Here is a 12,832-nt window from a genome sequence, read left to right as displayed (position 1 = left end):
CTGCCTTATGACTACCCGACAGATAAGCTATTCAGGAAATTTTATGAAATCACCAATGACACGCGGTGCTGTGGGCCTGATTGTGAGCCTCAGTACCTTGTGGTCAGTGCCATCTCATGCTCTGACCCTCGATGAAACCATTCAGCGCACACAAGCGGCGCACCCACAATTCAAAGCATATTCGGCCCTTCAGCGTGCCAGCAGGGCCGATGTCGATACGCTGTCGTTAGCTCCACCGATTATTCTCAATGGCGAGGCCGACAACCTTATCGGAAATGGTAGTTACCAACAGGCAGCACAGGCTGAGTACACCCTCGCCCTGTCGTCGGTCATCGAACTGGGCGGGCAGCGCAGAGCCCGTCACCAGCAGGCATTATCGGCCTACGAACTCACAGACGCTCAGAGTAAGTCCCGGACCTTATCGTTACTGAGCGAGGTGACCCGTGCCTACATAGCGACGCTTGCCTCGCAGGAAAGGCTCAGGATTGCAGAGGAGAGCCTGCGCCTGAATAAACAGACGTTGGCGGTTGTTGAAAAACGCCACCAACGCGGCGCTGCTCCGAAGAACGATCAGCTTCGCGCTGAAGCGGCACTTGAGCGCTCAGCCTCTGCCGTAGAGCAGGCCCGACTGCAGCTGGATAACGATATTTACCGGCTCACAAGCTATTGGATGACATCCGGGGAGCCACGCGGAGAACTCAGCCTGACAGGCAACCTGTTCGATCTGAGTACCCCGCCCGGTCAGTTTCCTCAGCGGCTGAGCGCTGTTGATGATGCGCTGGTTCTTGAGGTGTATGCCAGCGAGGCACGGCTGGCAGAAGCCGATTCGACACTGATACAGGCCCGGAACGCCGGCAGCGTAGAGTGGCGGGTGGGCGTTACTCACTTTGCAGAGAGTCGCGAAGAGGCTCTGAGCGCGGCCGCCAGCATCCCTCTTTTCAGCGGTCGTCGTGGATCATCCGCAGCCAGCGCAGCCCGCCAGCGTGCCGTCGCGAGTGAATATGAATACCAGGCCCATAAACGAGACGTAACCCAAAGACTTCACACCGCCTGGAGCGCCTTGCAGCAACACTCTGCCAGCGTGAATACCTACCAACAAAAGATCATCCCATTACTTAAACGAGCCATGGATGAGGTCGAGCAGGGATACGCCCAGGGTCGTTACCGCTATCAGGACTGGCATATCGCTCGCGAAGAATTGATTGAGGCTGAGCGCCAGCTGATCAGCAGTGCCAGCGCCGCTCTGATCAGCCGCACCCTGATAGAAGAATTAACCGCCCGGGCAGTAAGTAACCAGACAACACAGGACACCCCACAATGATGTATCGACCACACACTCTGGCTATCTGCCTGCTGCTTAGCCTGTCTTTAACAGTACACGCATCCGGCGATCATGAGCACGAAGAAGGCCACGGCCATAGTCATGGAAAAGAGCACGGTCATGAAGGAGAGCATGGTCATGAGCACGAGCACGAAAATACGACGAAGATCTCTGCTGCGATGGCCACCGCAAACGGTATCAGAACCGCGATTGCATCGTCTGGCACGGTAAACGCAACACTCCCCATCTTCGCGACTCTGGTAGTACCGCCTCAACAGGAGATCCAGCTCAGCGGGCGCTTTCCCGGCCTGATTACCGATGTCCGGGTCGCCCCCGGCGATAGCGTTAAGAAAGGGCAAACACTGGCCACCATCGAAAGCAATGAAAGCCTGAGTCGCTATGAGGTCAGATCACCGATTTCAGGCGTTATCAGCGACAGCCATGCGGCGTCAGGCAACCTGGCGAGCAGCGAACCCTTATTTGTGATCGTTGACCTGTCCGGGCTCTGGCTGGAAATCCCAGTACACCCATCTCAAAGGACTCAGGTTACAGCTGGACAGCCAGTGACGCTGCCTGCCCACGAAATCTCGACACAGATCGAATCGATTGCCCCTCCCGCTCATGGCCGACCCTTCTGGCGAGCGCGGGCTAAGGTGCCCAACCCACATGGCGACCTGACGCCGGGCGAGGTGACACTTGCTCACATCACCACCGCAGAAACCGTCGCACAGGTAAGAGTCGAGAATCGTGCTCTGCAAAATCACGAAGGCAACACCGTAGTGTTTGTACATCACGATGGAGAATACGAAGCACGCCCGGTTACCACCGGCGCCAGTGACGAGAAGTTCACCGAAATAACGGCCGGGCTGAATCCGGGCGAAGAATACGTGACCGACAACAGCTACCTGATAAAAGCAGACATCGGAAAATCCGGTGCTGCCCATCAGCACTAAGGAGGTCACATGCTGAATGCCATAATACGGCTGGCAGTGGAGCGACGCTTCATGATGCTGGCCTCCAGCCTGGTTCTGATTGCCGCCGGACTCTGGAGTTATCGCTATTTACCCATTGATGCTGTACCGGACATCACCAACGTTCAGGTTCAGATTAATACGGAAGCTACCGGATACTCGCCTCTGGAAGCCGAGCAACGGGTGACGTTTCCGGTAGAAACTGCGCTCTACGGCTTGCCACAACTCGAATATACGCGCTCTTTATCGCGCTACGGCCTGTCACAGGTGACGGTCGTCTTCAAAGACGGCACTGATATCTATCACGCACGAAATCTGATTGATCAGCGACTGGGCCAAATCAGCGACGCCCTACCTGAAGGTCTGAAGCCGGTGATGGGGCCAATCAGTACCGGACTGGGTGAAATATTCAGTTATACCGTCACGGCCGACAGCGATGCTCGCCAGTCGGACGGCAGCCCTTACGATGCCATGGCCCTGCGTACAGTTCAGGACTGGATAATACGCCCGCAACTGGCTCAGGTTGCGGGCGTCGCCGAGATCAATACCAGCGGTGGCTTCGAAGAGCAGATTCATATCCGCCCTGACCCAGCCTTGTTACTGCAACACCAGATCACGGTGCCTCAGCTGGTATCCGCGATCAGGCGCAACAACAGCAACCGTGGCGCAGGCTATATCGAAGTCCATGGGGAACAACAGCTGGTAAGAGCCGTCGGTCAACTGAAGTCGATAGAAGATATCCGCGATACCGTGGTGGCTCGCAACGGTACGGCCATTGTGCGCATCCGGGACCTTGCTGAGGTCACTCAGGGCGAAGAGTTACGCACAGGCGCGGCGACACGTGGTGGCTCAGAAACTGTACTGGGCAGTGCCATGATGCTGATGGGGGAAAACCCGAAAGAGGTTGCGGAAGCGCTTGAACGCCGCCTGCAAGATATCGCAACCAGTCTCCCTGATGGCGTGACGACCGAAGTTGTTTACAACCGCACAGACCTGGTGGGCAAGACGCTGGCGACGGTACAGACCAACCTACTTGAAGGCGCTTTGTTGGTTATTTTTGTTTTGTTCATCATGTTGCGCAATCTGCGTGCAGCACTGATTACTGCGGCGGTCATCCCTCTGGCGATGCTGGCCACAGTAACCGGCATGGTTCAGACCGGCGTATCTGCCAACCTGATGAGTCTGGGCGCTCTGGACTTCGGCTTAATCGTTGATGGCGCTGTCATCATCGTCGAAAACTGCGTGAGGCGCCTGAGCGCCAGCGGGTCAGCCCTGACCTTGCGCGAGCGTCTTGAACTGGTTTACTCAGCAACCGCAGAGGTGATGAAACCCAGCCTGTTCGGCGTCGCCATCATCACTCTGGTGTATATCCCCATCTTCAGCCTCACCGGCATCGAAGGAAAGATGTTTCACCCGATGGCCGCAACCGTGGTGATCGCCCTGCTCTCCGCCATGATCATCAGTATCACGCTGGTGCCTGCCGCTATCGCTGTGTTTCTGAGGAACGGGACAGGCGTTCATCATACCGAGCCATCTGGCGCGTCGTCTGTCGAATCAAAGCGATACGGCTACCAGTCACTTTATGAGCGACTTCTGCGTACTGCCCTGGGTGTTCCTGTGATGATGATCGGCTCAGCCGCCCTGCTTATCGTTGGCGCCTTGATTCTCAGCACTCGCCTAGGTTCAGAATTCATTCCTCAGCTGGATGAAGGGGATATTGCACTCCATGCCTTGCGTATTCCCGGCACCTCTCTACAACAGTCGTTAGATATGCAGGTATTACTTGAGGAGCGCCTTCTTACCTTCCCTGAAGTTAAGACTGTTTTCTCCCGGCTTGGCACACCGGAGATCGCGACCGACCCTATGCCGCCCAATGTCGCGGATACCTTCATCATCCTCAAGCCCAAGGCACAATGGCCGGACCCGGAGCGGCATAAAGCGGATCTGGTAGAGCAGATTGAAGCCAGCGTGCGGGAACTCCCGGGTAATAACTATGAATTCACTCAGCCCATCCAGATGCGCTTCAATGAACTGATCTCTGGAGTACGCGCCGACCTTGGCGTCAAAGTGTTCGGTGATGACCTGAACCAGCTTCTTACTGCAGCAAATGCGGTTGCTGCCCTGCTGAACTCAGTGGACGGCAGCGCCGATGTCCGGGTCGAGCAGGTCACAGGTCTACCCGTGTTAACCCTTCACCCCAAACGCCAGAAATTGGCGGCCTATGGTTTAACGGTCGATGATATTCAGTCTCTGCTATCGACGGCTGTCGGCGGACAACAGGCGGGGCTGATCTATCGTGGAGACCAACGTATTCCGTTAGTCGTCAGATTTCCCGAATCTCTGCGCCGGAATACAGAGCTGATCAAAGCGCTTCCTGTACCGCTTGCAGGTGGCGGGTTTGTGCCTGTGAGTGAAGTCGCGGACGTTATTCTCGCGCCCGCGCCGGCCCAGGTCAGCCGTGAAAACGGCAAACGTCGCATTGTTATCAGTGCCAACGTACGGGGTCGCGATCTGGGGAGTTTTATCGGAGAGGTCCAGCGAAGGGCCATGTCCGAGATCGATTTGCCCAGTGGCTACTGGTTGGAATACGGCGGGACCTTCGAGCAGCTTCAGTCTGCCGAGAAAACGCTGCGCTGGGTGGTACCGGCGACTCTGGCACTTATTCTCTTCGTGCTGGTGTCGGCGTTCGGGAATCTGCGCGATGCCTTAATTATCTTCAGTGGTGTACCACTGGCCCTGACCGGCGGAATATTCCTGCTGTGGTTGAGAGATATACCTATGTCGATCTCAGCGGCCGTGGGCTTTATCGCACTGTCCGGGATCTCGGTATTGAACGGACTCGTCATGCTGACCTTTATCCGCCAGCTGCGTGATCAGGGCGTCGCTTTGCGCGACGCTGTCATTGAAGGGGCAACAAGGCGATTGCGACCTGTGCTGATGACGGCTCTGGTCGCTGGGCTCGGTTTCGTTCCTATGGCATTGAATACAGGCATTGGTGCAGAAGTTCAGCGTCCACTCGCCACTGTGGTGATTGGCGGCATTATCTCGGCGACCACATTAACCTTGTTTGTGGTGCCTGTGCTCTACTTCTGGCTTCACAGGCGAAGTCACAACAAAGCGAGCCTCAGTCGATAGTGAAGGCTGTCAGATAAGACTCAAAATAAAAAAGGGGCCGATGGCCCCTTTTCTCTCTGTCAGCGTAGCACTTCTGTCACTACTACGTTAACGCAGCAGCAGAATAGGTACTTTGCTGTGGCTGACCATATTGCGGGTATGCGAACCAACGAAGAACTGACGGATACGCGAGTGGCCGTAGGCGCCCATCACGATCAGGTCAATCTGGTGCCGGAACTGGTAGTCATTGAGAATCGACAGAACATCGCCCTCGCACTGACGCGTCACCACTTTAAAACCGGCTTTCTCAAGGCGCTCGTGCGCGGTCGTAAACTTAGCTACGTGTTCAGCGTCGGTGTGGTTAACCATCACCAGATGACACTCTGCTTCTTTCAGAAGTGGGCTGTCAGCGTACGCATCTAACGCACGTTCGACTGCTTCACTACCGTCATAAGCCACCATAAAGCGGGTCGGAGTACGAAAGGAGACACCAGTTGTAATCAACACAGGACATGAGACTGAGCGCAGTACCGTCTCCAGCTGGCTGCCCAGCGTGGCAACCGTAGGGTCCGGATGGTCTTCCCCCTGACGCCCCATCACCAGCACACGTGTATCGTCAACGAGGGACAGCACTTCCTCCGACAGGCGACCGTGACGCTGCTGAACGCTACAGTCCTGAGCGCCGTGCTCTTTCGCCCGCTTTTCCGCAGACTCGAGCATGATACGACTACTTTCAATCGCCAGCTTCGCACGCTGAGCATCTAACTCAGTAAGCTGCTCCAGCAAATGCTCCCGGCTGCCAAAACCAATGCTGCCACTGAGGTCAGCCGCATTCTTATCGACCTTCTCAAGAGTGTGCAGCAGAGTCAGTGGTTGTTGCAGGCGCTGGCTGACCCAGGAAGCGGCATCGACGACCGCCATGGCACCCGGGGAGGCATCAATACATGCCGTAATCTGTTTCATCGTTACTCCTTCTCACTCTCTTTCGACAGTGAAACCATCGCGCAAACCTCACCGATCGTTAATAGGGGGCCTGTTAGTGACCCGCCATCATTTTCTCGACTTCTTCCGGCTTATCATGAACACCGAAACGGTCGACAATCGTGGCACTGGCTTCATTCATTCCAAGCAGCTCGACCTCTGCTCCCTCGCGGCGGAACTTAATCACCACCTTATCCAGAGCAGATACTGACGTAATATCCCAGAAATGGGCATGCGTCAGATCAATAGTGACTTTAGAAGCCGCTTCGCGGAAATCGAATGACTTACTGAACGCATCCGACGACGCAAAGAACACCTGGCCAATCACCTTGTAGGTGCGTTCGCCCGGTGCATCCTGCTCGCTTTTCACGACCATGAAACGGCCAATCTTGTTGGCAAAGAACAAGGATGCCAGCAGGACGCCAACGAGTACACCCAAAGCCAGGTTGTGCGTCGCTACAACCACAGAGACTGTGGCCAGCATCACAATATTGGTGGATAACGGGTGTTTCTTAAGGTTGATCACGGAATCCCATGAGAAGGTACCAATCGACACCATGATCATCACCGCAACGAGCGCTGCCATTGGGATCTGACCAATCCACTCATCGAGGAAGACCACCATAATCAGCAAGAACAGACCCGCGACAAAGGTGGATAGTCGACCACGTCCTCCGGATTTCACGTTAATGATCGACTGACCGATCATGGCGCAACCCGCCATACCACCCAGCAGAGAAGAACCGATGTTCGCCACACCCTGGCCCTTACACTCGCGGTTCTTATCACTGTCTGTATCGGTGAGTTCGTCAACGATGGTGGCTGTCATCATCGACTCCAGCAAACCTACGGCCGCCAGAGCAGCCGAGTACGGCAGAATAATCCACAGAGTTTCCAGCGTCAGCGGTACATCTGGCCAGAGGAAAATAGGCAGAGTGTCTGGCAATTCACCCATGTCAGCCACAGTACGTACATCGATTCCGAAGTAGATCGCAACGGCTGTCATGGTAAGGATGCACACCAGCGGCGACGGCAGCCAACTACCTACTTTCGGCACATAAGGGAACAGGTAGATGATACCCAGACCTGCGGCGGTCATAGCGTACACATGCCAGGTCACGTTCGTGAGTTCAGGCAACTGTGCCATAAAAATCAGAATCGCCAGAGCATTCACGAAGCCTGTGACCACCGACCGTGACACAAAACGCATCAGATCCCCGAGCTTTAAAAAGCCCGCCACAATCTGGATAACACCACACAGTAACGAAGCCGCGAGCAGATACTGCAGGCCATGCTCTTTTACCAAGGTCACCATCAGCAGCGCCATCGCACCCGTTGCTGCCGAGATCATGCCCGGACGACCACCCACGATGGCGATGATAACCGCGATACAGAACGACGCGTAAAGGCCGACCTTCGGGTCAACTCCGGCGATAATAGAAAAGGCGATGGCCTCAGGAATCAGAGCCAGAGCAACGACGGTGCCCGACAAGAGATCGCCGCGAACGTTTGAAAACCACTCGCGCTTCAGAGTATTCAACATAAGTAACTGCTCACTTACTATTAAGACACGCACCCGAAGAACTCAGGCGGAAAGCCGGCATTGTACAGAGCTTGATCAGTGGGGCAACTCGCAACTAAGAAGAGACAGAGGGCCAGACACAAAAAAGCCAGCTTACCGCCCTTGGTAAGCTGGCAAAACCCACTGAGTGGAGGGTTTCAGTGGCCGTAAATTTTCAGACTGCCGCCAACCATGTTGAGGTTATCGACTTTCATTGAACCGATTGAGCGTCCACCTACCTGAATGGACCCAACAGTGATATCCGCATTCATCCCGATATTATCGATTGCGAGTGCACCACCGCCCTGGGAGTTCTGGCCGCTGTAAATATCTGCCTCAATCTGCGCGTTGGCACTCAATAGATTAGGGTTATCGTCGTAGTCAGAGCGGGTCATGCGGAAGTCACGTATCGCCAGACCAAGTGCCGGCATATCAAAGTCGAGATCATCGATGCCGATCATCATTTCCAGATTCAGACGATCTGTTCCGAGTTCATCGTCGTACCCAATTTTGGCCCATAACTGGGTAAAGATGCCGTCCATCTTAAAGTTATCAATCAGAGTAAATTTGGGAGCACCATCGGCATCGCGTATTTCCCAAGCTTCTGTACGGATGCTGAAATCCACAGGTGCGGCAAAACCAACCGGGAAAAATTTGAGCGACAATTCGCCCTCTGCTGAGATATCGATATCCAACTTCAGGTCATCGAGAAGCGAGGACACATTCTGAATAAAAGGGGTACCGCCATTGGCTGCGGTATAACCTTCGACAAACAGATCATCACGGTCAGCACCACCAAGAAAGACCTCAGTAATTGCGAGAGAGCCCTCATCGGTATAAATGATTTCACCGATATCCATCTGAGCTTCCATTTCAATACTGATCCCGGACTGCCCGGATACTGTACTCATGGCATATTCATCAAGAGATTGCAGTTCAGCCAGTGCTGACATTGGTAGCAGGAGTGCCACCAGACTTACGGTTGGTTTTATTATCATTGTTCTTATCCCTGCGTCGTTCGCGAGAATAAGCCAGTACCTCATCCCTCTGGCTACTGTTGCAGGAACCAGAATATGCCCCGTTAAACGGCCTCGCCAGCGAGTTTAGTCAGGGTGCGCCAAAGTGACCCGATAAGATAACAAACACCTCTACATGGCCCGTTTTACTGTATTGATCTTCACCTGACACCACTCTGAGCGTCAGCTATCATCGCGGAATTACGTCTGAGGTTCCCCTTTTGCTGCTCTTACTCACAAAGATACTGGTTACGTTTCTAACCGTCGTTATGCTGGCCGTCGTCGCTCGCCGCTATGGCCCAGCCTGGGCGGGAATACTGGCAGGATTTCCGCTGGGTAGCGCTATCACTCTGTACTTTATGGGGTTTGAACTGGGCTCTGATTTCGCAGCGGAAGGCGCGACACATACTCTGATTGGACTGACAGGCAGCCTGGCACTGGCCATCAGCTACTTATACGCAAGCCGTCGCTGGTACCGGCCAAGACACGTATTGATCCCTGCACTTCTGGCCCTCAGCGCATTTCTGGCGACGGTTGCGCCGCTGCAGTACTGGAACGCCAACTGGTGGCAGAACGCGCTGATTATTCTGGCCCTGATCGCCGCAGCAAGCCGGCTTCTCCGGTCTGTACCTGACGCAAAAGTCGCACTGAACAGTGACAACCTCTGGCAACGTCCGGCACCAGCGATTCTGTTCCGTGCGGTCATGGCAACCATCAGCGTACTGGGGATCACAGCGCTGGCACACTGGCTTTCCCCCTCAGAGGCAGGCTTATTAGCTGCGTTTCCCGTCAGTTTTTTCCCGACACTCATCGTATTGCAACTGAGCTACGGTGCGCCCGTTGTCGCCGCGACGGTCAAACAGTACCCCGAGGGACTGGTGTCTATGGTGATTTACGTTGCCTCGGTCACGCAGATTTATCCCTTACTTGGACTGCAACTGGGTACTGCCGCCGCACTTCTGATCGCGACCCTGTATCTGTTTGGGTATGCCCTGGTGAAGTTTCGTCTGAATCGGAGTGCTTAACTCCGCCAGAAACTTGGGGTAATCAGTACCAGTAAAGTGAAAATCTCCAGACGCCCGAGCAGCATGGTCAGGGCCAGAATCCACTTAGCAGTATCGGAGATATTACCGTAGTGCGCAGAGACCTCGCCAAGCCCTGGGCCGAGGTTATTGAGGCAGGAGCCAACGGCTGAGAACGCGGTGACCTGGTCCAGCCCGGTCGCCATCAAAGCCAGCATCATCACCATAAAGGTGACCACATAGAGCGCGAAGAATCCCCAGACCGATTCCAGAATCCGGTCGGCTACCGGTTGCTTGCCGAGCTTAACCGGAATGATGGCATTGGGGTGAATCAGTCGATGAATCTCGCGCAGGCCCTGTTTGAATACCAACAGGATACGAATGGCTTTCATGCCACCGCCGGTCGAACCCGCACAGCCACCGATAAATGCCATCATAAAGAGCAGCACCGGCAGGAATACCGGCCAGACCGAGAAGTCAGCGGTGCCGAAGCCAGCCGTCGTAGCAACCGACACCAGCTCGAATAAGCCATAGCGAACCGCGCCACCAAAGTCATAGGTATCCGTCATCCAGAGTGCAATGACGGTCAGCAATGCACCACCAAACATGACGAACAGAAAGAACTTCACTTCGGAATCAACGAAGTAATGGCGCACGGTTTTGTACCGCCAGGCATAGAAATGCAGCGAGAAATTAAGTGCCGCCACCAGCATAAAGAACATGGCAATGGCTTCGATCAGCGCGCTGTCAAAGTGTCCCATGGACGCGTCATAGGTTGAGAAGCCCCCGATACCGACCGTCGAGAAGCTGTGCGCGATGGCATCAAAGGTGTTCATACCCGCGAGCCAGTAAGCCAGTGCGCAGGCAATGGTCAGCGACAGGTAGATGTACCAGAGCGCTTTTGCAGTTTCAGTGATACGCGGGGTAAGTTTCGAGTCTTTCAGAGGACCCGGCATTTCAGCACGGAACAGCTGCATGCCACCAATACCAAGCATCGGCAGAATAGCCACGGCCAGAACGATAATCCCCATTCCGCCCAGCCACTGCAGTTGCTGGCGATACCAGAGGATCGATTTCGGCAGATATTCGAGGCCGGTCATCACCGTCGCACCGGTGGTTGTCCAGCCCGAGAGGGATTCGAAGAAGGCGTCGGCAAAGCTCAGGCCGGGGTTTTCGGCGAGCATAAAAGGTAAAGTACCTGCCAGCCCCAGCGTCAGCCAGAAAAGGGCTGCGACGATAAATCCGTCTCTGGTTTTGAGTTCTTTTTTAACACCGCGAAATGGCAACCAGCTGAAGAAACCGATACCAAGAACGAGAGACATAGCGACGCTAAAGGCTTCGGTAGCGCCATCGCTGTACCACATGGATACAACCATAGGCGGCAGCATGGTCAGACTGAACAACATCAGGAAGATGCCCAGTACCCGGGCAATCACAGTAAAGTGCATATCAGAAGAAGCCCAAGCCCACCTGGAAGAGTCGTTCCACATCGGCGATGTGGCGTTTATCCATCACAAACAGAATCACGTGGTCATCCGATTCAACCACAACATCAGAGCGTCCCATAATGACGTCATCGCCTCGAACGATGGCACCGATTGTCGTGCCCGGCGGCAATTTAATCTCACCCACACGACGCCCGACCACCTTGGATGACATGCTGTCACCGTGAGCGATAGCCTCAATGGCTTCAGCTGCGCCACGGCGCAGGCTGTGAACATTAACCACATCGCCCCGACGAACATGCGTCAGCAGGCTGCCGATGGTTGCCTGTTGTGGTGAGATCGCCACGTCGATCATGCCGCCCTGCACCAGATCAACGTAGGCCGCTTTGTTAATCAGGGTCATCACTTTGCGGGCGCCATGACGCTTCGCCAACAGCGAGGCCATGATGTTCACCTCGTCATCGTTGGTCAGGGCACAGAAGACGTCGGTATTCTCAATATTCTCTTCTTCGAGCAGGCTTTTATCCGTACCACTGCCATGCAGCACAACGGTGCGGTCGAGATTTTCACTCAGGTAGCGCGCACGCTCGGGGTTGTGCTCGATAATTTTCAGCCGGTAGCGTTTCTCCAGCGCTTTAGCGAGCCGGTAACCAATGTTACCGCCACCAGCAATGATGACTCGTTTGTATGAGTCTTCCGCACGACGCAACTCACTCATCACGGTGTGAATGTGCTCACGACCCGCGATAAAGAACACCTCATCGTCGGCCTCGATGACGGTATCACCCTTAGGCTCAATGGCGGTATTGCGACGGAACACCGCGGCTACGCGGGTTTCTACATTAGGAAGGTGATCTTTGAGTGTTGAGATCGCCTGACCGACGAGAGGCCCACCGTAGTAGGCCTTAACAGCGACCAGCTGGACTTTACCGTCGGCAAAGTCGAGTACCTGCAGTGCGCCCGGAAACTCCAGCAGGCGGCGTATGTACTTTGTCACCACCTGCTCTGGCGAAATCAGTACATCAATCGGGAAGGCATCAACATTGAAGAGGTCGGTCTGCTTAAGGTAAGCGTTGGAGCGAATACGGGAAATCTTGGTGGGGGTTCTGAACAGCGTGTAGGCTACCTGACAGGCGACCATATTGGTCTCGTCAGAATTCGTGACGGCCACCAGCATGTCAGCATCATCGGCCCCAGCGTCACGCAGCACGTGCGGAAACGAACCATGACCATAAACGGTTTTAACATCGATACGGTCCTGCAGTTCGCGCAGGCGATCAGTGTCTGTGTCGATAATGGTGATATCGTTTTTCTCACTGGAGAGGTTTTCTGCCAGTGTTCCCCCGACCTGTCCGGCGCCAAGGATAATTATCTTCATATCAGCTCAGAGTCCCGTCTGCC

Annotated in this window: 9 protein-coding genes; 4 read left to right on the top strand and 5 right to left on the bottom strand. The window is 54.8% G+C overall.

Annotation, left to right across the window (positions count from 1 at the left end; genetic code table 11):
* Window positions 1-43 precede the first annotated feature (43 nt).
* From BW941_RS04595 to BW941_RS04585, 3 genes are read left to right on the top strand one after another with little or no spacing between them, the layout of a single operon-like run.
* A complete protein-coding gene (locus tag BW941_RS04595) occupies window positions 44-1,321 on the top strand; it encodes a TolC family protein (RefSeq protein ID WP_076514472.1) in 1,278 nt (425 codons plus the stop codon).
* Window positions 1,318-2,274 carry an efflux RND transporter periplasmic adaptor subunit gene (locus tag BW941_RS04590; RefSeq protein WP_076514471.1) on the top strand — a complete coding sequence of 319 codons (957 nt, stop codon included), beginning with the start codon at window positions 1,318-1,320 and terminating at the stop codon, window positions 2,272-2,274. The genes BW941_RS04595 and BW941_RS04590 overlap by 4 nt, the downstream gene beginning before the upstream one ends.
* A gap of 9 nt (window positions 2,275-2,283) precedes the next feature.
* Window positions 2,284-5,427 carry an efflux RND transporter permease subunit gene (locus BW941_RS04585; RefSeq protein WP_076514470.1) on the top strand — a complete coding sequence of 1,048 codons (3,144 nt, stop codon included), beginning with the start codon at window positions 2,284-2,286 and terminating at the stop codon, window positions 5,425-5,427.
* An 87-nt stretch (window positions 5,428-5,514) separates the two neighbouring features.
* On the opposite strand, the gene BW941_RS04580 is transcribed toward BW941_RS04585, so the two are convergent.
* The 3 genes from BW941_RS04580 to BW941_RS04570 all read right to left on the bottom strand — a co-directional run bounded on the left by BW941_RS04580 (window position 5,515) and on the right by BW941_RS04570 (window position 8,946).
* Window positions 5,515-6,369, bottom strand: coding sequence for a universal stress protein (locus BW941_RS04580; protein WP_076514469.1), 855 nt, complete (start codon window positions 6,367-6,369; stop codon window positions 5,515-5,517).
* A gap of 73 nt (window positions 6,370-6,442) precedes the next feature.
* On the bottom strand, window positions 6,443-7,930 hold the full coding sequence (locus BW941_RS04575) for a SulP family inorganic anion transporter (RefSeq protein ID WP_076514468.1): 1,488 nt from the start codon (window positions 7,928-7,930) through the stop codon (window positions 6,443-6,445).
* A 176-nt stretch (window positions 7,931-8,106) separates the two neighbouring features.
* The gene (locus tag BW941_RS04570) at window positions 8,107-8,946 is read right to left on the bottom strand and encodes a DUF6160 family protein (protein WP_076514467.1); all 840 of its coding nucleotides are present in this window, start codon (window positions 8,944-8,946) and stop codon (window positions 8,107-8,109) included.
* Between the two features lie 239 nt (window positions 8,947-9,185).
* Between BW941_RS04570 and BW941_RS04565 the strand changes: the two genes are divergently transcribed.
* Window positions 9,186-9,989 (top strand): hypothetical protein, encoded by an 804-nt coding sequence (locus BW941_RS04565; RefSeq protein ID WP_139325740.1) that lies wholly within the window; start codon window positions 9,186-9,188, stop codon window positions 9,987-9,989.
* On the opposite strand, the gene BW941_RS04560 is transcribed toward BW941_RS04565, so the two are convergent.
* Both BW941_RS04560 and trkA read right to left on the bottom strand, forming a co-directional pair.
* Window positions 9,986-11,434, bottom strand: coding sequence for a TrkH family potassium uptake protein (locus BW941_RS04560; protein WP_076514465.1), 1,449 nt, complete (start codon window positions 11,432-11,434; stop codon window positions 9,986-9,988). The genes BW941_RS04565 and BW941_RS04560 overlap by 4 nt on opposite strands.
* Before the next feature lies 1 nt (window position 11,435).
* Window positions 11,436-12,809, bottom strand: coding sequence for a Trk system potassium transporter TrkA (gene trkA, locus BW941_RS04555; RefSeq protein WP_076514464.1), 1,374 nt, complete (start codon window positions 12,807-12,809; stop codon window positions 11,436-11,438).
* Between the last annotated feature and the right edge of the window lie 23 nt (window positions 12,810-12,832).

This window comes from Thalassolituus maritimus (assembly GCF_900156675.1).
GTDB classification, from domain to species: domain Bacteria; phylum Pseudomonadota; class Gammaproteobacteria; order Pseudomonadales; family Oceanobacteraceae; genus Thalassolituus; species Thalassolituus maritimus.
This window is presented reverse-complemented; position numbering and strand designations above follow the sequence as displayed.

Excerpts from the sequence above, each read along its gene's own strand:
- BW941_RS04595 (WP_076514472.1), top strand. The coding sequence starts at position 44 with ATGAAATCACCAATGACACGCGGTGCTGTGGGCCTGATTGTGAGCCTC.
- BW941_RS04590 (WP_076514471.1), top strand. The coding sequence starts at position 1,318 with ATGATGTATCGACCACACACTCTGGCTATCTGCCTGCTGCTTAGCCTG.
- BW941_RS04585 (WP_076514470.1), top strand. The coding sequence starts at position 2,284 with ATGCTGAATGCCATAATACGGCTGGCAGTGGAGCGACGCTTCATGATG.
- BW941_RS04580 (WP_076514469.1), bottom strand. The coding sequence starts at position 6,369 with ATGAAACAGATTACGGCATGTATTGATGCCTCCCCGGGTGCCATGGCG.
- BW941_RS04575 (WP_076514468.1), bottom strand. The coding sequence starts at position 7,930 with ATGTTGAATACTCTGAAGCGCGAGTGGTTTTCAAACGTTCGCGGCGAT.
- BW941_RS04570 (WP_076514467.1), bottom strand. The coding sequence starts at position 8,946 with ATGATAATAAAACCAACCGTAAGTCTGGTGGCACTCCTGCTACCAATG.
- BW941_RS04560 (WP_076514465.1), bottom strand. The coding sequence starts at position 11,434 with ATGCACTTTACTGTGATTGCCCGGGTACTGGGCATCTTCCTGATGTTG.
- trkA (WP_076514464.1), bottom strand. The coding sequence starts at position 12,809 with ATGAAGATAATTATCCTTGGCGCCGGACAGGTCGGGGGAACACTGGCA.